Genomic DNA, 18,563 nt, shown 5'->3' with positions numbered 1-18,563 from the left:
GCTAGTCGGCCCGCGCGCCCGGCTCCAGCGCCGGGTGGACGAGCGGCACTATCCGGGTCCCGGGTGGCTAAACTCGCGCCATGGAACCGCCCCGCCCCGCCGCGCACGCGCCTGCCCTCCGCCCGCTGGACACGCTGTGGCAAGCGGGGACGGTCATCCGCATCGTCCTGGCCGGCGAGGCCCTGGCAGTCGTCCTCGCACTGGCGCCGGGCGTGGAAGGCGACCGGTTGGCCTACTTCGGCATGGCCTCTTTCGCGATCCAGTGGATCGCGCTGATGGCCATGGGCCTGCTGTTCCTGGGACGCAGGCGCCTGGCCCGCGCCAGTCCGGTGCAAGTGGCGCGCGTCGCCCTGGGTGCGCTGCTCCTCAGCACCTGGCTGGTGAGCGGGCTGGCCTGGCTGTTCCTGCACGATCTCTGGCCCGTACCCCCGGGGGGCTGGCCCATCCTCGCGCTCAGGCTCACGGCCATGTCGCTGACCGTGGGGCTGCTGGCGCTGGCCGCTTTCCGCGGGCACTGGCACATCCGGCAGATGGCGGTGCGCGCCAAGCAGGCGGAGCTCGAGGCGCTGCAGGCGAGGATCCGGCCACACTTCCTCTTCAACACGCTCAATACCGGCGTCGCCCTGCTCCACGGCCGGCCGGAAGAGGCCGAGCAGCTGCTGCTGGACCTGTCAGACCTGTTCAGGGCGGCGCTGTCGGGTCCGGCGGAAGTGACGCTGGACGAGGAACTCTCGCTGGCCCGGCGCTACCTGGAGATCGAGTCGCTGCGCTTCGGGCCCCGCCTGGAGACGCACTGGCAGGTGTCCGCCACACCGACGGAACTCGCCACCACCCTGCTGCCCTCGCTGTCGGTGCAGCCGCTGGTCGAGAACGCGATCCGGCATGGCATCGAGCCCGCCGGGCTCGGCGGAACCATCACCATCGATGTGGTCACCGACGGGGACGCCGTGGTCGTGACGGTGCGCAACCCGATGCCCGGGAATGGGCGCCCGTCAGCGCAGGGCCACGGGATCGGGCTCGCGGCGGTCCGGGCGCGGCTGGAGGCCATGCCCGGCGACGCGGGCACGCTCGACACCTCGAGCGCACCCGGCGAGTTCATCGCCAGCCTGCGGATCCGCAGGCCTCAGGCCGGCTGATCAGCCGGCTCAGGTCACCACTTCGTAGCAGGGCCGGTATTCCCCGGCAATCTTCATCCGCCGCTGCTCCACGAACGCCCGCAGCAGGTCGTCCAGCGCCCGCATCATGTCCTCGGCGCCGTGGATCTGGAACGGGCCGAACTTCTCCACCCGCCGCATCCCGTCTTCCTTCACGTTGCCGGCCACGATCCCCGAGAACGCCCGGCGCAGGTCCGCGGCCAGCTCGTGCGGCTTGCGGCCGTGGTGCAGGTCCAGGCCGGCCATGGCCTCGTGCGTGGGCACGAAGGGCTGCTGGAACGGCAGCGGGATGTCCAGGCCCCAGTTGAAGTAGAACGAGTCCTTGTTCTGGATCCGGGCCTCGCGCACGCGTTTCACGCCGGCGGTCATGCGGCGGGCGACGGCCTGCGGGTCGCCGATGATGATCTCGTAGCGGCCGGCGGCATCGTCGCCCAGGGTCAGGCGGATGAAGCGGTCGATCTGCTCGAAGTACGGGGCCGAGGCCACCGGGCCGGTCAGGATCAGCGGGAACGGCAGGTGGGCGTTCTCTTCGCGCAGCAGCAGGCCGAGCAGGTACAGGATCTCCTCGGCGGTGCCGACGCCGCCGGGGAACACGATGATGCCGTGGCCGACGCGGACGAAGGCCTCCAGGCGCTTCTCGATGTCCGGCATGATCACCAGCTGGTTGACGATCGGGTTCGGCGATTCGGCGGCGATGATGCCCGGCTCAGTGATGCCGATGTAGCGCGGGCGGCGCTTGCGCTGCTTGGCGTGGGCGATGTTGGCGCCCTTCATCGGGCCCTTCATCGCGCCCGGGCCGCAGCCGGTGCAGATGTCCAGGCCGCGCAGGCCCAGCTCGTAGCCCACCAGCTTGGTGTATTCGTACTCGACGCGGTTGATGGAGTGGCCGCCCCAGCAGACCACCAGGTTGGGCTCCGCCGGCTGTAGCAGGCGCGCGTTGCGCAGCAGGCCGAAGACGGCGTCGGTGATGCCGGCGGACGACTCGAGGTCGGCGGCGTATTCGGGGCCCAGTTCGATGGCCATGTAGGCCAGGTCGCGCACGGTGGCGAACAGCAGTTCGGCCACGCCGCGGATGATCTCGCCGTCGACGAAGGCCATCGCCGGGGCCTTCTTCAGTTCGATGCGCAGGCCGCGGTCCTGCTGCATCACCTGGATGTCGAAGTCGGGGTACATCTCCTGCGCGGCGCGCGGGTCGTCGTTGGCGCTGCCGCTGGTCAGTACCGCCAGCGCGCAGCGGCGCAGCAGATCGTGCAGGCCGCCGGAGGAGGCGTCCTTGAGGCGGGCCACTTCCTCGCGCGAGAGGATGTCGAGGCCGCCGCGCGGGTAGATGCGGGCGTCCACGGTGGGCAGGGTGGTGGCGTCGGGCCGGGCGGCGTCGGTCATCGGGCTTCTCTTCTTCTCTGTCGTCATCGTCTTTTCGGCCAGCGACTCTAGCGCAACGCGGCCCGCAAACGGAAACGGCCGGGGCGATGCCCCGGCCGTTCCTTGATGCACTCAGGTGGTACCGATCAGAACTTGTACTTCAGGCTCAGCATGACCGACCAGCGGGAGACGGCGGTGTTGATGCCGTCGCCGTTGTTCTCCTGGATGCCGGAGTTGTCGGTCGAACCGCTGAAGTTGTAGACGTACTTGCCGGTCTCCGGGTTGATGCCCGCGTAGTTGGCCACGCGGCGGGTGGCGTAGAAACCGTAGTCGTCGATCAGGCCCCAGTCCTTGTTGATCAGGTTGCCGATATTCATGATGTCCAGGGCGACCTCAGCCTTGTGGCCATCGAAGAACATCGGGATTTCCTGGCTCACGCGGACGTCGAAGCTGTTGGTCCAGCCGGCGCGGAAGGCGTTGGCCGGGGCCACCTGGCCCTGGTAGCGACGCAGCTCGGGAGCGTTGGCGTCCATCCAATCGAAGAACTGCTGCTCCATGGCGGCGCCGCCCACCCACTCGACGTCACCAGGGCCGGCGGGCACGTAGAACAGGTCGTTCGTGCCGGCGCTGTCACCGTTGAAGTCGTTGTAGTAGATGTAGCTGAACGGACGCCCCGAGCGGCCTTCATAGAACAGGCCGGCGGTGGTCATGTTGTCGCCGAAGAGCGCCTTCTGCCAGGTCAGGGCCGCGGTGAAGCGGTCCTTGATGGCGTAACGGCTGTTGTAGGCCACCGGGTCGTTGGAGTTGAACACCATGGTGTTGTTCCAGTTCGACGAGTTCTGCGAGCTAGTCGCCGGGCTGAACTCGGTGGCGTCGGTGTAGGTGTAGCCCACGGTCCAGCCCCACTGGTCGACGACCGGCTTGGACAGCGCCAGGGTCAGCTGGCGGGCCGAACCCTTGTCGGTGTTGCGGATCACGATGGCCTGGTCGACCTCGGCGTGCTTGTTGGCGCGGTTGCTGGCGTTGTTGCGGCCGTGGGTGATGCCAAAGCCCGAGATGTTGTCCGGGTTGTAGCCGGCGTCGTTCCAGTACATGGCGCGGCCGTCCTGGCCGTAGCGGGTCGCGTCGCCGATGTCGATGCGATCGAACCACAGCGCGTTCTTGTTCTTGGTCAGCAGCAGTTCGGCCGAAGCCACGACGCCGTACCACGGCAGCTCGTGGTCGAACGCGATGTTCGCCTTCCAGATCGACGGCAGGGCCAGGCCCGGCTCCATGATGTCGGCGGTGATGCGCGGGGCGCTGGCGCCACCGCCGCCCGGAACGGCCGGAGGCACGGTCGGATCGAAGTCCGGCACGTTGTCGCCGGTCAGGCTGTAGGTGGCGAAGTTCAGACCGGTGTTCTGGAACGGACCGGCCAGCCACACGTTCGGGTTGCCGCCCTGGAACAGGCCGATGCCGCCGCGCACCTGGGTCGGACGCTCGCTGTCGAAGGTGTAGTTGAAGCCGAAGCGCGGCTGCCACAGCTCCTTGTCCAGGGTGACGCTGTTGTCGAGGCCGTAGATCTCCTCGATGCGCGGGTTGTAGATCGGCGAGTTGCCGAACTCGGGCATGTCGACGCGCAGGCCGAACATCAGGGTCAGGTTGTAGTTGACCGCCCAGGTGTCCTGCACGAACAGGCCGAGGTTCTCGAAGTTGTACGCGGCCGGAATGTCCGAGCGGCTGCCGCCCGCGCGCGGGGCACGCAGGTCGTAGCGCAGCGCGTTGCCGGCTTCGAAGTCCTCGAGGCTGTCGAAGGTCCACACGCCGTTGAGGTCGCGGCCGTAGAAATTGAGGATGTCGTTGTCCTCGTAGTCGAAGCCGAACTTCAGGGTGTGGTCACCGGCATAGAAGGTGCCCGCACCGAAGACCGTGGTCTGCTTGGTATCGACGACGTTGACGTGGCGGTTGCGCTCGGTGCCGATGTTGATGCTGTCCTGGCCCGCGCCGACGTTGTTGATGAAGATCGTCGGCAGGTCCGCGTAGGTCTGGGCGATCGACGAATAGTCGCGCTGCGAGACCTTGAACTCGGTCGAGAAATTGTCGCTCCAGTCGCTGAACAGCTCGGCGACGGTACTCTCGAAGGTCTTGTTCTGGTTGTACCAGTAGCTCGACAGCGAGATGCTGCTGCCACCGAAGCCGACCAGCTTGGGCACGATCTCTTCGGTCTTGCTGTAGCGCAGCGCGGCGCGGTGGTTGTCGTTGATGTTCCAGTCGAGCTTGACCGCGTATTCCTCGATGTCGGTCTCGGCGATGCTCGGCGGGTTGAAGCTGCCCGGGTCGAAGCCATGGCTGTTGGCCGCCGCGATCACGCGCTGGATGTCGGTATCGGTGATGTCGCCATCGCCGTACGGGGTACCCGACAGGCTGGTGCCCGGGCGGTCGCGCTTGAACTGCTCGTAGTTGGCGAAGAAGAACAGGCGGTCCTTGATGATCGGGCCACCGAAGGTGAAGCCGTAGGTCTCTTCCTTGTCGAAGCCGTTGAACTCGATGCCGCGAAGGTTCTCGCGCACCCAGTCACCGTCGCGCAGCGAATAGTAGGCGCTGCCATGGAATTCGTTGGTACCCGACTTGGTCACCGCGTTGACCACCGCGCCGGTGCCGCCGGAGATGGTGGTGTCGTAGTTGGCCAGGTCGATCTGGATTTCCTCGATCGCGTCCATGGAGACCGGCTGGCGCTCGGTCGGCATGTTGTTGGCCTCGAGGCCGAACGGGTCGGAATTGCTGACGCCGTCGATGCGGATCACGTTGAAACGCGAGTTCTGGCCACCGGCCGAGATCGAACCGTCGGCCTTGCTGACCTGCGAGATGCGCGGGTCGAGGCGGATGTAGTCCTGGATGTTGCGCGACGCCGAGGGCAGCGCCTCGATCGTGTCGTTGGTCAGGTTGGTGCCGGTGCCCATCTTGTTGGCACTGAAGATCTCCGAGCCACCCGCGACGCCAACCGCGGTCACGGTGGCAAGCGTGGTGACGTCGCCGGTCAGCTGGGCGTTGACCGTGTTGACCTGGTTCAGACCGAGGAAGACGTTGTCTTCGGTCTTGGTGCCGGCGCCGGCCTTGGTGATGGTGATCTCGTACGGACCACCCACGCGCAGGCCGCGGGCACTGTAGCGGCCGCTGGCATCGGTGGTCACGCGGCTGGTCGTGCCCGAATCGACGTGGGTGATGGTGACTTCGGCGTTGGTGACCGGCTGGCCGTCACTTCCGAGGACGACACCACCAACGCCAGCGGAGGTGGCGCTCTGGGCGAAGACGGGTGCGGCGGCAAGCGCGGCGATCAGGCCGAGCGAAAGTTTCGACACACGGAAGGCGTTGCGACGGGTCATGGCTTCTGGGCTCTATGGAGTGGCAAAAGATGAAACGCGCGCCCGGACGTCCATGTGGGCACTGCATTTGAATTCGGGGTATCCCCACACACGCCGCGACCGCCGGAGCGGCAGCGGTTAACAACAGATTAACACGGTACCCGGGGCATATTACAGCCGGATGACGATTTCACGCCGCCGGGAGCGACCCCAGGTAGCCGGCCAGCCCATCCAGCAGCATCTGCACCGAAATGGCCACCAGCAGCATGCCCATGAGGCGCTCGACGGCAGTCAGGGCGCGGGCGCCCAGCAGGCGGTACAGCCAGGGGGCGCAGAACAGGATCGCAGCGGTCGCACCCCAGGCCACGCCCAGGGCCAGGCTCCATTCCCAGAGCCGCTCGGGCTCCCGGCTGCCCATCAGCATCACCGCGGCCATGCCCGAGGGACCGGCCACCAATGGCACCGCCAATGGAACAATGAAGGGTTCGCCGCCCGGAATCTCGCCAAGAAGCCCCTCTGGCGGCGGAAAAATCATCCGCAAGCCGATCAGGAACAGGATGATGCCGCCGGCGATCGACACCGATTCCTGCCGCAGGTGCATGACCTCCAGGGCGTACTTGCCGGCCCAGAGGAACAGCATCAGCACCGCCAGGGCGATCAGGAGCTCGCGCGCCAGCACGATCCGCTGCCGCTTCGGAGGCAGGTGGCGGAGGATGCTGAGGAACACCGGGACATTGCCCAGCGGGTCCAGAATCAGGAACAGCAACAGGGCCGCGGAAACGATGGTCATGGCGCCGGCGCCCAGGCCTCGCCTCGGTGCGGCGCACCGGCAGGCGACAGCAATGTGACACAGGCGGCGGCCGCGGCGGCCGGGTCGCGGGCGCGGCGGTCGTCCTCCGAAACATGGGCGCGCGCGCGCAGCGGGGTACGCATCGGGCCCGGACGCAGGCCGTGGAAGCGGACCGGGCCGCTGCCATGCTCGGCGTGCAGGGTGTCGAGCAGGGCGTGCTGGCCGTGCTGGGCGATGCCGTAGGCGCCGCGGTAGGCGGCCGGGAGATCGTCGTCCAGCACGAACACCACGGCAGCGTCAGGCGCCTGGCGCAGCAGCGGCAGGCAGGCCTGGGTCAGCCACCAGCGCGCGGTCAGGTCCACGTGCAGGGCGCGGGCGAAGTCACCGGGATCGGTATGCTCCAGCGGCGTCAGCCCGGCGAAGTCTGCGGCGCAGTGCAGCAGGCCGTCGAGGCGGCCGAGCTGTGCGCCGATGCGTTGCGCCAGCTCCGCGTGGTCCGCGAAGTCCGCTCCGGCGAGATCGAAGGGATAGTTGACCGGCTCCGGCAGCCCGGCCGGATCCTTCGCGATCGCGTCATAGACGCGGTTGAGCTTCGGCACCTTGCGGCCGAGCAGGACCACGGTCGCACCCGCCCGCGCGCAGGCCTGCGCGGCGGCCGCGCCGAGGCCGCCGTGGGCCCCGGTCACCAGGACCACGCGACCAGCCAGTGCGGCCGGCGCGCCCGTGGCGGCCGCGGGCGTGCTCACGCGGCCTGTGTCTCCGCGATCATGCGCGCGAGCTCGCCAGACTCGAACAGCTCGAGGGTAATGTCGCAGCCGCCGATCAGTTCGCCGTTGATGAAGAGCTGCGGGAAGGTCGGCCAGTTCGACACGCGCGGCAGGTTGGCGCGGACCTCGGGGTCTTCGAGCACGTTGACGCTGTGCAGGGTCGCCATGTCGGCACCGGCCTCGCGCAGCGCGCCCACGGTGCGGCTGGAGAAGCCGCACATCGGGAACTGCGGCGTGCCCTTCATGAAGAGGACGATGGGATGGCCGGAAATTTCGGCCTGGATGCGTTCGATGATGGCCATGTCGGCTCCGGCGTGGCGCGGCGGGCGGATGGCCGCGCTGCGCGTGATGGGGATCGCGGTATTGTAGCGTCCATGGCCATCGAACTCGCCGCCCTGCCCTGGGACCGCACCGCTCTCGAACCGCATGTTTCGGGCGACACCCTAGACCTCCACCACGGCCGCCACCACCGCGCCCACGTCGACGCGGTCAACGCGCTGGCGCCGGCTGCCGGGATGGGCTCGGCCAGCCTCGAGGAGATCGTGCGCGGGACGCAGGGCGCGCTGCAGGCGCACGCGGCGCAGGTCTGGAACCTGGCGTTCCAGTGGCGCGGCCTGAAGCCGGCCGCGGCCGGCGGCGGTGGCGAGCCGCAGGGCGCGCTGGCCGAGGCGATCGCGCGCCGCTTCGGCGACTTCGCGCGCTTCCGCCAGCGCTTCGCCGAGACGGCCACCGCGCTGCAGGGCTCGGGCTGGATCTGGCTGCTGCAGCGGCCGGACGGCTCGGTGACCCTGGCGGTGACGGCCAACACGGCCTCGCCCATCACCGGCGAGGATCGCCCGCTGTTCGGACTGAGTCTGTGGGAGCACGCCTACGTGCTGGACTACCGCGAGGCGCGGGGGCGGTACATCGAGGCGATATGGAACGTGGTGGACTGGAACTTCGTCGCTTCGAACATGAAGTGATCGGCAAGCTTCGCCCCCATCCCCCGCTGCGCGGGCACTTCCCCGCCTGTGGGGGAAGGTGCCCGAAGGGCCGATGGGGGCGAAGCTTGCGAAAGACTATTCCTGCAGCCGCGCCACGACCGGCGCAACCTGCGATTCGCGACCAAGCGCGGCACCCACGCGCTCCAGCGCCTCTGCCAGTTCCTCCGGCGTATCCGCCCGCAGCGTGGCATGCCCGACCTTGCGGCCTTCGCGCGGGGTCTTGCCGTAGTCGTGCCAGTGGCCGCCAGCCTCGGCCAGCACCGGGGCGGCGGCCGGCATCTCGCCGATCCAGTTGAGCATGCAGGCCTGGCCCAGGGCGCGGGTGCTGCCCAGCGGCAGGCCGAGCACGGCGCGCAGGTGGTTGCCGAACTGCGAGGTTTCGGCACCCTCGATCGTCCAGTGGCCGGAGTTGTGCACGCGCGGTGCCAGTTCGTTGGCCAGCAGTTCGCCGTCGCGGCAGAACAGCTCGAGCGCGAACACGCCGACGTAGTCCAGGGCCTCGGCCAGCGCGCGCGCGTGGGCGACCGCACGCGCCTCGAGTGCCGGATCGACGCGTGCGGGCGCAAGGCTCGCCGAGAGCACGCCGTCGACGTGCCAGTTCTCGGTCAGCGGCCAGGTGCGGAACTCGCCGTCGCGGCCGCGCACGGCGACCACGCTGAGCTCGCGCTCGAAGGGCACGAAGGCCTCGAGGATCAGGCCGCCGATCTCCGCCTGCGCGCCCAGCGCCTCCCAGGCCGCGCCCGCGTCAGCCGCGGCGCGGATCCGGAACTGGCCCTTGCCGTCGTAGCCGAGGCGCCGCGTCTTCAGGATGCAGGGCACCCCCAGCTTCGCGACCGCGGCGTCCAGGTCGGCGCGCGTGTCGACCGGCGCATAGCCCGGCACCGGGATGCCGAGCTTGCCGAACAGGGTCTTCTCGGCCAACCGGTCCTGGCTGGTGCCCAGCGCGCGCGGATTGGGGAACATCGGCACCCGCTCGCTCAGCCACTGCGCGGACTCGGCGGGCACGTTCTCGAAGTCGAAGGTGGCGATGTCGATGCCGGCGGCGAACTGCGCGAGTGCGGCGTCGTCGCGGTAGTCGCCCACCACCAGCGGCGCGAACTGCCCGGCGCAGGCCTCGGCGCTGGTGTCCATCACCGAGAAGCGCAGGCCCAGCGGCGCGCCGGCCAGGGCCATCATGCGCGCCAGCTGGCCGCCGCCGAGGATGCCGACGGTGGTCATTGGCGCGGGTCGTCGTTGCCGGCGACCTCGTCGGTCTGGCGCTTGCGGAAGGCGTCGAGCGCCGCGGCGACCTTCGCATCGCCCGCGGCGGCAATCTGCGCGGCGGCGAACAGCGCGGCGTTGGCGGCACCGGCGTTGCCGATGGCGAAGGTGGCGACCGGGATGCCAGCCGGCATCTGCACGATCGACAGCAGCGAGTCCAGGCCGTTGAGCGCCTTCGACTGCACCGGCACGCCCAGCACCGGCAGCGGCGTCTTCGACGCCAGCATGCCCGGCAGGTGGGCGGCGCCGCCGGCACCGGCGATGATCGCCTTCAGGCCGCGCTCGCGCGCGGTGGCGGCGTATTCGAACAGGACGTCGGGCGTGCGGTGCGCGGAGACCACGCGCACTTCGTGCGGCACGCCGAGCTCCTCGAGCTTCTGCACCGCGTGCTGCATCGTGTCCCAGTCGGATCGCGAACCCATCACGACGCCGACGAGCGGCGGGCTGGTGGTGGCGGTCATGGCCGTCCCCTGTGGCAAAGACGTATTCTAGCGATCCCACGCGCCGACCGTACCCCGCCATGGACCGCAAGCTGCTCGACATCCTCGTCTGCCCCGCCAGCCGCCAGCCCCTGGCCCTGCTGGAGCCCGCCGGGCTGGAGGCGCTGAACCGGGCCATCGCCGCAGGTGGCGTGAAGCGCGGCGACGACGCGGCCCAGGCCGAGCCGCTGCGCGAGGCCCTGGTCACCCGCGACCGCCGCACCGTCTACCGCGTCGACGACGGCATCCCGGTGCTGCTGGCCGAGGAGGCCATCGCCACCGCGCAGGCCGACGGCTTCCCGGGCGCATGAGCGCCGCGGTCGTCGCCCCGCCGCCCGCGGACGCCGTCGCCGCCGACGTCGAACGCGCGCTGGCCGAAGACCTGGGGACCGGCGACGTCACCGCCGCCCTGCTCCCCGACGCCCCGGAATCCGCCTACCTGCTGTGCAAGGAGGATTCGGTGATCTGCGGCCGACCCTGGTTCGACGCCTGCCACCGTGCGCTCGACCCCGATGTGCGCATCGACTGGCGCGTAGCCGAGGGCGATCGCGTCCGGGCCGGCAGCGTCCTCGCCACCCTGCAGGGCCGCACCCGCGCCCTGGTCAGCGCCGAGCGCAGCTCGCTGAACTTCCTGCAGACCCTGTCGGGTACGGCCACCCTCACCGCCGCCCACGTCGAAGCCGTGCGCGGCACCCGCGCGCGCATCCTCGACACCCGCAAGACCCTGCCCGGCCTGCGCCAGGCGCAGAAGTACGCCGTGCGCGTGGGCGGCGGCGACAACCACCGCATGGGCCTGTACGACGCGGTGATGCTGAAGGAAAACCACGTCCGCGCCGCCGGCTCGATCGCCGCCGCCATCGCCGCGGCGCGCGCGCAGCAGCCTTGCCTGCCGCTGATCGTCGAGGTCGAGACCCTGGACGAGCTGCGCGACGCGCTGGATGCCGGCTGCGACCGAATCCTGATCGACGACTTCGATGCCGCGACCCGGCGCGAGGCCGTGCGCATCGCCGGTGGGCGCATCCCGCTGGAGGTGTCCGGCGGCGTCGACCTCGCGTCGCTGCGCACGATCGCCGCCGACGGCGTCGACTGCATCTCGATCGGCGGCCTGACCAAGCACGTGCAGGCGGTCGACCTTTCGCTGAAGCTCGGCCCGCCGCCGTCGAACTAGGCACGCGCGGGGCTTGCCCGGGCGCCGGGATGGCCCCAGATTGACGGCCATGCCCAGCCTGATCCTGCTGATGATTGCCGGCGCCTTCGCCTATGCGTGGTGGAACTCGGCACGCGCCGCGAGCGAACACGCCATCGTGATCGGCCGCTCCGCCTGCCGTGCCGCGGGCGTGCAGCTGCTGGACCAGACTGTTCACGCCATCGGGCTGAAGCTGCGCCGCCGCGACGACGGCCGCCTGGGCCTGGAGCGCAGCTTCCGCTTCGAGTACTCGTACGACGGTGCCGACCGCCACCGCGGACTCATGGTCTTCCATGGCGAGCGCCTGGTGTCGTTCACCGGGCCGGCGCCGGCAGTGGCCGCGTCGCTCTCGGCCGGGGACTGAGCGCGGGCTACTTCACCACGCGCAGGTGCGCGCCGCGCTTCGGCACCGGCGAACCATCGCCGTCATCGCCGCCGTCGTCGTCACCCTCGCCGGGCTCATCGTCGTCGATGCCACCGGGCACCACGCCCAGCACCACTTCGTGACCGCCCGTGCCCGAGGCTTCAGGGGTGGCATCCGACTCCGCCGCTTCCCCACCATCGCTCCCCGGTGCCGCGTGCTCCTCGGGAAGCGCCATGCCCTGCCCGGTCTCGCGCGCATAGATCGCGAGCACCGCCTCCACCGGCACCAGCACCGGATGGCTGACGCCACCGAAGCGCGCGGTGAACGCCACCGCGTCGTTGTCCATCTGCAGGCGGGCGACGGCGCGCTCGGCCACGTTCAGCACCACGCGGCCTTCCTTGACGGTATGCGGCGGCACGCGCACGCCGGCGCGGGTGGCGTCGACCAGCAGGTGCGGCGTCATCCCGTTGTCCACGATCCACTCGTACAGCGCCCTCAGCAGGTAGGGGCGGTGGCTGGTCATCCGGGGTACGTCGTTCATGCCCCGATTCTAGCGCGCACGCGCCTCAGCCCGGCAGTTCGCGCAGGTTGCGTTCCTGCGGGGTCAGGCTGCGCGTGAACCCGGGATTGCGGAAGATGCGGTTGCCGTAGTCCTCGATCGCCTTGCCGTCCTTCGGCAGCGGGATGCCCAGCGCCTCGAGGCGCCAGATGATCGGCGCCATCGCGCAGTCGGCGAGGCTCATCTCGGGATTGAGGAAGAACTTGTAGGCCTTGAACAGCGGCACCGACGTGGCCAGCAGTTCCTTCAGGCGCTTGCGCGCGGCATCGGCCTGGGCCTTGGTACCGGTCTGGATCGCGCGCACCTCGGGCACCCAGTCGTGCTCCAGGCGCAGCATCGCCAGGCGCAGCCGCGCCCGCGACAGCGGGTCGACGGGCATCAGCGGCGGGTGCGGATAGCGCTCGTCGAGGTATTCGGTGACCACCGTCGCCGCGTACAGCACCAGGTCGCGCTCGACCAGGGTCGGGACCGAGTGGTAGGGATTCAGGTCCAGCAGGTCTTCGGGCGGATCCTTGGGATCGACGGTGATCAGGTCGTAGGTCACGCCCTTCGCCGCAAGCACCAGCCGCACACGATGACAGAGGACATCGTCGGCGGAGGAAAAGAGCGTGAGTGCATTACGCATGCGCGGACTCGCTGCCATCATCGAACAACTCTCCCGTGGCCGGAATCCGCCGGCCGCATCGGCGCCGCCCGCCCCTCGCGGGCGGCTGCCCGGTTTCCTTTCTTACGCCGTCAGTGCACGTCCTTCCAGTATTCCTTCTTCAGCAGCCACGCGAGGAAGGTGAAGAATGCGAGGAACAGCATCACCCACACGCCGATCGACTGGCGCTTGATGGCAATCGGTTCGCCGGCGTACTCGAGGAAGGCGGTGATGTCGCGCGCGGCCTGGTCGAACTTCGCCGCGTCGAGGCTGCCCGGCGTCGCGATCTCCAGGCGGTCGATCAGCGGCTCGCTGGTGGCCTCGTCCACGCCGCCGTAGACCGGCCGCTGCACGCCCTGCAGTTCCCACAGCACGTTCGGCATCGACGCATTCGGGAACACGGTGTTGTTCCAGCCCAGCGGACGCTCCTCGTCGATGTAGAACGACTTGAGGTAGCTGTAGATCCAGTCGCCGCCGCGCACGCGCGAGGTCAGGCTGAGGTCGGGCGGCGCGGTGCCGAACCACTTCGCCGCGCCCTCGGCGGGCATCGCGGTCAGGATCTGCTCGCCGAACTTGGCGCCGGTGAAGTTGAGGTTCTCCATCACCTCGTCCTCGGTCAGCCCGAGGTCTTCGGCCATGCGCGAGTAGCGCAGGTACTTCAGCGAGTGGCACGACGAGCAGTAGTTCATGAACAGCTGCGCGCCGCGCTGCAGCGACGCCTTGTCGCTGAGGTCGGTGCCAGCGTGCTGCACCGGGCCACCGGCGGCGGCCAGGGCGGAGAACGAGAGCAGCATGGCGGCCGCGAAGACCGTGGCTCGGCTGATGAGGGTCATGGGCTTAGTCATGCGTCGTCACCCGTTCCGGCACCGGCTTGGTCTTGTCGAGCTTCGTCCACAGCGGCATGGTGATGAAGAAGGCGAAGTAGAAGAAGGTCAGGAAGCGGCCGACGATGGTCTCGACCGGATCGGTGCCAGGGCCGGCGCCGATCTTGCCCAGCCACACGAAGCTGAGCGCGAACAGGCCCAGCAGCACCTTCGACAGCAGGCCGCGGTAGCGGAAGGAGCGGACCTTGGCGCGATCCAGCCACGGCACCAGGAACAGGATCGCGATGGCGCCGAACATCACCATCACGCCGCCGAGCTTGTCGGGGACCACGCGCAGCATCGCGTAGTACGGGGTGTAGTACCACACCGGCTTGATGTGCTCGGGCGTCACCAGGCGGTTGGCCTCGGTGAAGTTGTCGTGCTCGAGGAACCAGCCGCCGAAGGCCGGGGCGAAAAAGATGATGAAGGCCGCGATCATCAGGAAGAAGCCCACGCCCACCAGGTCCTTGACCGTGTAGTAGGGGTGGAACGGGATCGCGTCCGCAGGCTTGGTGGCATCCCAGCGGTTGCCCTTCGGCCCCTTCTTGACGTCCACGCCGTCGGGGTTGTTCGACCCGACCTCGTGCAGCGCGCCCAGGTGCAGCACGACCAGCAGCAGCAGCACCAGCGGCAGCGCGATCACGTGCAGTGCGAAGAAGCGGTTGAGCGTGGCGTCGCTGGGCAGGTAGTCGCCCATGATCCACTCGACCAGGCCGTTGCCGATCACCGGGATGGCGCCGAACAGCGAGATGATCACCTTCGCGCCCCAGAACGACATCTGGCCCCAGGGCAGCACGTAGCCCAGGAAGGCCTCGGCCATCAGCACCAGGTAGATCAGCATGCCCAGGATCCACACCAGCTCGCGCGGCTTCTGGTAAGAGCCGTACATCAGGCCGCGGAACATATGCAGGTAGACGACGATGAAGAACAGCGAGGCACCGGTGGAATGCATGTACCGGATCAGCCAACCCCACTCGACGTCGCGCATGATGTACTCGACCGAGGAGAAGGCCTCGGCCGCGGACGGCTTGTAGTGCATCGTCAGGAAGATGCCGGTGACGATCTGGTTGACCAGCACCAGCAGGGCCAGCGAGCCCATGTAGTACCAGAAGTTGAAGTTCTTCGGCGCGTAGTACTCGGTCATGTGCTTCCGGTACATGGGCATCAGGCCCGGCGCACGGTCGTTGACCCAGTCCATCACCGAATTGGCGGTACGCACGATCACGTTCGACATGGCTTACGCGGCCCCCTGCGGATCGACGCCGATGACGACGGTGTTGTCGTCGACGAAATGGTGCGGAGGCACCACGAGGTTGGTCGGCGCCGGCACGCCCTGGTAGACGCGGCCGGCCATGTCGAACTTCGACTTGTGGCAGGGGCAGAAATAACCGCCCTTCCAGTTGGCGTCGAACGGCGCCGGGCGGATCTCGGCGACCATCTCGGGCGAGCAGCCCAGGTGGGTGCACAGGCCGACGAGCACGGAGATCTCCGGCTTCAGCGAGCGCAGCTCCGGGTTGGCCTCGCGGATGTAGTCGGGCTGCTGCTCGACGTTCTCCGACTTGGGGTCGCGCAGCTGGTCGTCCAGGGTCGGCAGCGCCTGCAGGATCGCCTGCGAGCGCTTGACGATCCAGATCGGCTGGCCGCGCCACTCGAGGATCATGCGCTCGCCCTCGGCCAGCGCGCTGATGTCCGCGGTCACCGGCGCGCCGGCGAGCTGGGCGCGCTGGCTCGGGAACCAGGTCTTGACGAATGGAACCACGGCCACGCCGGCGCCAACGGCGCCAACCACCGCGGTGGTGGCTGTCAGGAAGCGGCGGCGGCCGTTGTCGACCGTGCCCCCCTCGACAGGATCCAGAACCCCTTCATTGCCCATCGCCACTCCGGAAATCGTACGGTCGCTTGTGTGAACTGGCTGCCGCGGGCGCGGCCTCCGCTGCCGGAGGCGCGCCGCAAAGACGCTGAAGTGTAGCGGAACGCCGATTCAGGGGACAACGTGGCGCGTCCCCGTGGCGCTCAGTTCGACGCCAGCTGGGTCCGGTAACGGTCGGCCAGCACGCCCACGCGCTCCACGTAGCGCCGGGTTTCGTTGTACGGCGGCACGCCCTTGTGGCGGTCCACCGCGCCCTCGCCAGCGTTGTAGCCGGCCGCGGCCAGGGTCAGGTCGCCGTTGAAGCGCTTGAGCAGCCAGGCCAGGTACTGCACGCCGCCGCGGATGTTCTGCGCCGGGTCGAAGGCGTTGGTGACCCCGAAGCGGCTGGCGGTGGCGGGCATCAGCTGCATCAGCCCCTGCGCCCCGACCCGCGACAGCGCGTTGGGGTTGTAGGCTGACTCGGCGTGCATGATCGCGCGGATGATCGCCTCCTCGACCCCGAACTCGCGCGCGGCAGCCTTGACCTCGGCATCGTAGGCGCTGGTGTTGAGGCGGACGTTGCCGAAGTTGACCCCCGGCGAGCCGCAGGCATAGCAGGTCTCGAAGAAGCTGTAGTTGATGGTGCGCACCGCGCTGGCACCGCTGCTGCCGGCCGGCTTGCGGCTGGTGTAGTGGCGGACGCCGTCCTTCACATAGGAATAGACCTGGCCCTGGACCAGGCGCCGCGAACCCGAGCTGGACGATGGCGCCGAGGGCACCTGGGCCGTGGTGCTGGCAGGGGCACTGGAACTGGCACTCGCCCCGCCCCCCATGAAGGTGGCCGGTGCGCCGGCGTTGCTCGGACCCGATGCTGCCGGCGCGACGCTCGCGGCCTGCCCGGTGCCGGGCGTGGTGGATGGCCGGCTCGGGCGCGAGGGCCGATAGGTGGTGGCCACCCGGCAGTCCGCACCCTTGACGCGCTTGCTGACATAGCTGGTCACGCCGTCCGCGCCTTCGCAGCGGTAGATGGTGCCGCCCACGGCGGGGCCGGCCACGGCCATGCAGGCCAGGCCGACCATCGCCATCCCGGCGAAGCCCACGATCTTCCCGAAGCGATTCATCCCCGCCCCTCCATATCGCGCGCAGTCTCCACTGCTTGCGGGGGCTTGCCAAGACCCGGAACCGTGACCATGCCCAAGGAAACGGCCCCCCGCGCCCTCCACGGCCGCCGGGTTTACACTGCGCCACCCGCCACCCAAGCCATCCGGCCCGGATTCACCGCCGCGCCCCGGAAACGCCATGACCACCAAGCCGACCCCGGGCCCCGCGCCCGACGCCCCTGCCCTGCCTGCCCGCGGCAAGCTCTACATCCAGACCCACGGCTGCCAGATGAACGAGTACGACTCGGCCCGCATGGCCGACGTGCTGGCCGCGTCCGACGGACTTGAACTGACCACGAACGCCGAAGAAGCCGACGTGATCCTGGTCAATACCTGCTCGATTCGCGAAAAAGCCCAGGAGAAGGTTTTCAGCCAGCTCGGCCGCTGGAAGGGCCTCAAGCAGGGCGACCGCCCGGTGCTGATCGGGGTCGGCGGCTGCGTCGCCAGCCAGGAAGGCGCGGCCATCGTGAAGCGCGCGCCCTACGTCGACCTGGTCTTCGGCCCGCAGACCCTGCACCGGCTGCCGGAGCTGCTGCGCGGCCGCCGCGAGACCGGCCTGCCCCAGGTCGACATCAGCTTCCCGGAAATCGAGAAGTTCGATCGGCTGCCCGAGCCACGCGCGGAAGGCCCGAGCGCCTTCGTGTCGATCATGGAGGGCTGCAGCAAGTACTGCTCCTTCTGCGTGGTGCCCTACACCCGCGGCGAGGAGGTCAGCCGGCCCTTCGAAGACGTGCTGGTGGAGGTCATGCAGCTCGCCGCCCAGGGCGTGCGCGAGGTCAACCTGCTGGGCCAGAACGTCAACGCCTACCGCGGGCCGATGGAGGGTTCGGCCGAGGCCGCCGACCTCGGCCTGCTGATCCGCACCATCGCCGAGATCGAGGGCATCGACCGCATCCGCTTCACCACCTCGCACCCGTTGGAGTTCTCGGACTCGCTGGTGGAGGCCTACCGCGACGTGCCGCAGCTGGCCAACTACCTGCACCTGCCGGTGCAGTCGGGCTCGGACCGCATCCTGTCGGCGATGAAGCGTGGCTACACGGCGCTGGAGTTCAAGCAGAAGATCCGCAAGCTGCGCGCGGTGCGCCCGGACATCTCGATCTCGTCGGACTTCATCGTCGGCTTCCCGGGCGAGACCGACGCCGACTTCGAGAAGACCATGAAATTGATCGAGGACGTGGGTTTCGACCAGTCGTTCTCCTTCATCTATTCCCGCCGCCCGGGCACCCCGGCGGCCGACCTCGACGACAGCGTGTCCAACGAGGTGAAGCACGCGCGACTGTCGCGGCTGCAGGCGCACATCAACCAATATGCCGCGGGCATTTCGCAGGCGATGGTCGGCAGCGTGCAGAAGGTGCTGGTGACCGGGCCCTCGCGCAAGGATCCCCGGCAGCTGACCGGCAAGACCGAGAACATGCGCTCCGTGAACTTCGAAGGCCACCCGCGCCTGATCGGGCAATTCGTCGAAGTGATGATCACCGAAGCGCTCAGCAACTCCCTGCGCGGGCGCGTGGCCACCACCGAAGCGCCGGCGGTGGCCTGAGGCGGCACGGCGTGACGCAGAAGCCCCAGCCCGGGGGGATTCCGGCGCCGAGCAAGCGCCTCGATCCCCTCGGGCTGTGGCTCTGCGGCCTGGCCGTCCTTGGCCTGGCACGCAGCTGGATGTACCTCGTTCGCGACGGCGGCGCCGCAGGCGCCGTCGGCTGGATCTGGTTCGGCGGATCGCTGCTGATGGCCGCGATCGGCGCCGCATTGCTCGTGCGGGGTCTGCTGCGCCACCGGCGCCGCTGACCCGCACGGGGAGCC

Annotated in this window: 20 protein-coding genes; 7 read left to right on the top strand and 13 right to left on the bottom strand. The window is 69.1% G+C overall.

The window, feature by feature from the left end; genetic code table 11:
* Nucleotides 1–80 precede the first annotated feature (80 nt).
* Nucleotides 81–1,136 (top strand): sensor histidine kinase, encoded by a 1,056-nt coding sequence (locus E2170_RS03270; protein WP_132999205.1) that lies wholly within the window; start codon nt 81–83, stop codon nt 1,134–1,136.
* A 9-nt stretch (nt 1,137–1,145) separates the two neighbouring features.
* Here the strand turns inward: E2170_RS03270 and ppnN are convergent, their stop codons facing one another.
* From ppnN to grxD, 5 genes are all read right to left on the bottom strand, one after another.
* On the bottom strand, nt 1,146–2,537 hold the full coding sequence (gene ppnN, locus E2170_RS03265) for a nucleotide 5'-monophosphate nucleosidase PpnN (RefSeq protein WP_132999204.1): 1,392 nt from the start codon (nt 2,535–2,537) through the stop codon (nt 1,146–1,148).
* A 125-nt stretch (nt 2,538–2,662) separates the two neighbouring features.
* Nucleotides 2,663–5,878, bottom strand: coding sequence for a TonB-dependent receptor (locus E2170_RS03260; protein ID WP_207914906.1), 3,216 nt, complete (start codon nt 5,876–5,878; stop codon nt 2,663–2,665).
* A gap of 169 nt (nt 5,879–6,047) precedes the next feature.
* Nucleotides 6,048–6,647 carry a YhgN family NAAT transporter gene (locus E2170_RS03255; RefSeq protein WP_132999203.1) on the bottom strand — a complete coding sequence of 200 codons (600 nt, stop codon included), beginning with the start codon at nt 6,645–6,647 and terminating at the stop codon, nt 6,048–6,050.
* Nucleotides 6,644–7,393 (bottom strand): SDR family NAD(P)-dependent oxidoreductase, encoded by a 750-nt coding sequence (locus E2170_RS03250; protein ID WP_132999202.1) that lies wholly within the window; start codon nt 7,391–7,393, stop codon nt 6,644–6,646. Before E2170_RS03250 ends, E2170_RS03255 begins: the two co-directional genes overlap by 4 nt.
* Complete coding sequence (gene grxD, locus E2170_RS03245; RefSeq protein ID WP_132999201.1) at nt 7,390–7,716, bottom strand: Grx4 family monothiol glutaredoxin; 327 nt, start codon at nt 7,714–7,716, stop codon at nt 7,390–7,392. Before grxD ends, E2170_RS03250 begins: the two co-directional genes overlap by 4 nt.
* A gap of 72 nt (nt 7,717–7,788) precedes the next feature.
* Between grxD and E2170_RS03240 the strand changes: the two genes are divergently transcribed.
* On the top strand, nt 7,789–8,376 hold the full coding sequence (locus E2170_RS03240) for a superoxide dismutase (protein WP_132999200.1): 588 nt from the start codon (nt 7,789–7,791) through the stop codon (nt 8,374–8,376).
* 96 nt (nt 8,377–8,472) lie between these two features.
* Here the strand turns inward: E2170_RS03240 and E2170_RS03235 are convergent, their stop codons facing one another.
* Together E2170_RS03235 and purE are read right to left on the bottom strand one after the other, a co-directional pair.
* Nucleotides 8,473–9,615, bottom strand: coding sequence for a 5-(carboxyamino)imidazole ribonucleotide synthase (locus tag E2170_RS03235; RefSeq protein WP_132999199.1), 1,143 nt, complete (start codon nt 9,613–9,615; stop codon nt 8,473–8,475).
* Complete coding sequence (purE, locus tag E2170_RS03230) at nt 9,612–10,118, bottom strand: 5-(carboxyamino)imidazole ribonucleotide mutase (protein WP_132999198.1); 507 nt, start codon at nt 10,116–10,118, stop codon at nt 9,612–9,614. Before purE ends, E2170_RS03235 begins: the two co-directional genes overlap by 4 nt.
* 59 nt (nt 10,119–10,177) lie before the next feature.
* Here purE and E2170_RS03225 point away from each other — a divergent pair, with 59 nt between their 5' ends.
* Genes E2170_RS03225 through E2170_RS03215 form a run of 3 tightly spaced genes read left to right on the top strand, consistent with a single transcriptional unit; the run spans nt 10,178 to nt 11,686 of the window.
* A complete protein-coding gene (locus E2170_RS03225) occupies nt 10,178–10,447 on the top strand; it encodes a Trm112 family protein (RefSeq protein ID WP_132999197.1) in 270 nt (89 codons plus the stop codon).
* Complete coding sequence (gene nadC / locus E2170_RS03220; protein ID WP_132999196.1) at nt 10,444–11,304, top strand: carboxylating nicotinate-nucleotide diphosphorylase; 861 nt, start codon at nt 10,444–10,446, stop codon at nt 11,302–11,304. Before E2170_RS03225 ends, nadC begins: the two co-directional genes overlap by 4 nt.
* A gap of 49 nt (nt 11,305–11,353) precedes the next feature.
* Entirely contained in the window at nt 11,354–11,686 is a 333-nt protein-coding gene (locus E2170_RS03215) for a DUF3301 domain-containing protein (RefSeq protein WP_132999195.1), read from the top strand.
* A 7-nt stretch (nt 11,687–11,693) separates the two neighbouring features.
* Here E2170_RS03215 and E2170_RS03210 read toward each other — a convergent pair whose 3' ends face one another.
* The 6 genes from E2170_RS03210 to E2170_RS03185 form a co-directional block, all read right to left on the bottom strand.
* Entirely contained in the window at nt 11,694–12,227 is a 534-nt protein-coding gene (locus E2170_RS03210; protein ID WP_243708036.1) for a ClpXP protease specificity-enhancing factor, read from the bottom strand.
* Between the two features lie 25 nt (nt 12,228–12,252).
* On the bottom strand, nt 12,253–12,888 hold the full coding sequence (locus tag E2170_RS03205) for a glutathione S-transferase N-terminal domain-containing protein (protein WP_132999984.1): 636 nt from the start codon (nt 12,886–12,888) through the stop codon (nt 12,253–12,255).
* Between the two features lie 92 nt (nt 12,889–12,980).
* The gene (locus E2170_RS03200; protein ID WP_425477821.1) at nt 12,981–13,721 is read right to left on the bottom strand and encodes a cytochrome c1; all 741 of its coding nucleotides are present in this window, start codon (nt 13,719–13,721) and stop codon (nt 12,981–12,983) included.
* A 4-nt stretch (nt 13,722–13,725) separates the two neighbouring features.
* Nucleotides 13,726–14,985, bottom strand: coding sequence for a cytochrome b (locus E2170_RS03195; RefSeq protein WP_132999193.1), 1,260 nt, complete (start codon nt 14,983–14,985; stop codon nt 13,726–13,728).
* 3 nt (nt 14,986–14,988) lie between these two features.
* Nucleotides 14,989–15,624, bottom strand: coding sequence for a ubiquinol-cytochrome c reductase iron-sulfur subunit (petA, locus tag E2170_RS03190; RefSeq protein ID WP_132999192.1), 636 nt, complete (start codon nt 15,622–15,624; stop codon nt 14,989–14,991).
* A 140-nt stretch (nt 15,625–15,764) separates the two neighbouring features.
* The gene (locus E2170_RS03185) at nt 15,765–16,721 is read right to left on the bottom strand and encodes a lytic transglycosylase domain-containing protein (protein WP_207914905.1); all 957 of its coding nucleotides are present in this window, start codon (nt 16,719–16,721) and stop codon (nt 15,765–15,767) included.
* A gap of 178 nt (nt 16,722–16,899) precedes the next feature.
* Between E2170_RS03185 and miaB the strand changes: the two genes are divergently transcribed.
* Entirely contained in the window at nt 16,900–18,300 is a 1,401-nt protein-coding gene (miaB, locus tag E2170_RS03180) for a tRNA (N6-isopentenyl adenosine(37)-C2)-methylthiotransferase MiaB (protein WP_132999191.1), read from the top strand.
* Nucleotides 18,301–18,311: 11 nt separating this feature from the next.
* On the top strand, nt 18,312–18,548 hold the full coding sequence (locus tag E2170_RS03175) for a hypothetical protein (RefSeq protein WP_132999190.1): 237 nt from the start codon (nt 18,312–18,314) through the stop codon (nt 18,546–18,548).
* Nucleotides 18,549–18,563 lie beyond the last annotated feature (15 nt).

Origin of the sequence: Luteimonas arsenica (genome assembly GCF_004352825.1) — a bacterium.
Lineage (GTDB): Bacteria > Pseudomonadota > Gammaproteobacteria > Xanthomonadales > Xanthomonadaceae > Luteimonas > Luteimonas arsenica.
The sequence above is the reverse complement of the archived record's forward strand: the minus strand, read 5'-3'. Positions and strand labels throughout refer to the sequence as shown.

What these genes read in the sequence shown, in the direction of transcription:
- E2170_RS03260 (WP_207914906.1), bottom strand. Translation starts at nt 5,878, where the DNA reads ATGACCCGTCGCAACGCCTTCCGTGTGTCGAAACTTTCGCTCGGCCTG.
- miaB (WP_132999191.1), top strand. Translation starts at nt 16,900, where the DNA reads ATGACCACCAAGCCGACCCCGGGCCCCGCGCCCGACGCCCCTGCCCTG.
- E2170_RS03185 (WP_207914905.1), bottom strand. Translation starts at nt 16,721, where the DNA reads ATGAATCGCTTCGGGAAGATCGTGGGCTTCGCCGGGATGGCGATGGTC.
- ppnN (WP_132999204.1), bottom strand. Translation starts at nt 2,537, where the DNA reads ATGACCGACGCCGCCCGGCCCGACGCCACCACCCTGCCCACCGTGGAC.
- E2170_RS03200 (WP_425477821.1), bottom strand. Translation starts at nt 13,721, where the DNA reads ATGACCCTCATCAGCCGAGCCACGGTCTTCGCGGCCGCCATGCTGCTC.
- nadC (WP_132999196.1), top strand. Translation starts at nt 10,444, where the DNA reads ATGAGCGCCGCGGTCGTCGCCCCGCCGCCCGCGGACGCCGTCGCCGCC.
- E2170_RS03255 (WP_132999203.1), bottom strand. Translation starts at nt 6,647, where the DNA reads ATGACCATCGTTTCCGCGGCCCTGTTGCTGTTCCTGATTCTGGACCCG.
- E2170_RS03215 (WP_132999195.1), top strand. Translation starts at nt 11,354, where the DNA reads ATGCCCAGCCTGATCCTGCTGATGATTGCCGGCGCCTTCGCCTATGCG.
- E2170_RS03240 (WP_132999200.1), top strand. Translation starts at nt 7,789, where the DNA reads ATGGCCATCGAACTCGCCGCCCTGCCCTGGGACCGCACCGCTCTCGAA.
- E2170_RS03225 (WP_132999197.1), top strand. Translation starts at nt 10,178, where the DNA reads ATGGACCGCAAGCTGCTCGACATCCTCGTCTGCCCCGCCAGCCGCCAG.
- E2170_RS03235 (WP_132999199.1), bottom strand. Translation starts at nt 9,615, where the DNA reads ATGACCACCGTCGGCATCCTCGGCGGCGGCCAGCTGGCGCGCATGATG.
- E2170_RS03270 (WP_132999205.1), top strand. Translation starts at nt 81, where the DNA reads ATGGAACCGCCCCGCCCCGCCGCGCACGCGCCTGCCCTCCGCCCGCTG.
- grxD (WP_132999201.1), bottom strand. Translation starts at nt 7,716, where the DNA reads ATGGCCATCATCGAACGCATCCAGGCCGAAATTTCCGGCCATCCCATC.
- petA (WP_132999192.1), bottom strand. Translation starts at nt 15,624, where the DNA reads ATGGGCAATGAAGGGGTTCTGGATCCTGTCGAGGGGGGCACGGTCGAC.
- E2170_RS03210 (WP_243708036.1), bottom strand. Translation starts at nt 12,227, where the DNA reads ATGAACGACGTACCCCGGATGACCAGCCACCGCCCCTACCTGCTGAGG.
- E2170_RS03195 (WP_132999193.1), bottom strand. Translation starts at nt 14,985, where the DNA reads ATGTCGAACGTGATCGTGCGTACCGCCAATTCGGTGATGGACTGGGTC.
- E2170_RS03205 (WP_132999984.1), bottom strand. Translation starts at nt 12,888, where the DNA reads ATGGCAGCGAGTCCGCGCATGCGTAATGCACTCACGCTCTTTTCCTCC.
- purE (WP_132999198.1), bottom strand. Translation starts at nt 10,118, where the DNA reads ATGACCGCCACCACCAGCCCGCCGCTCGTCGGCGTCGTGATGGGTTCG.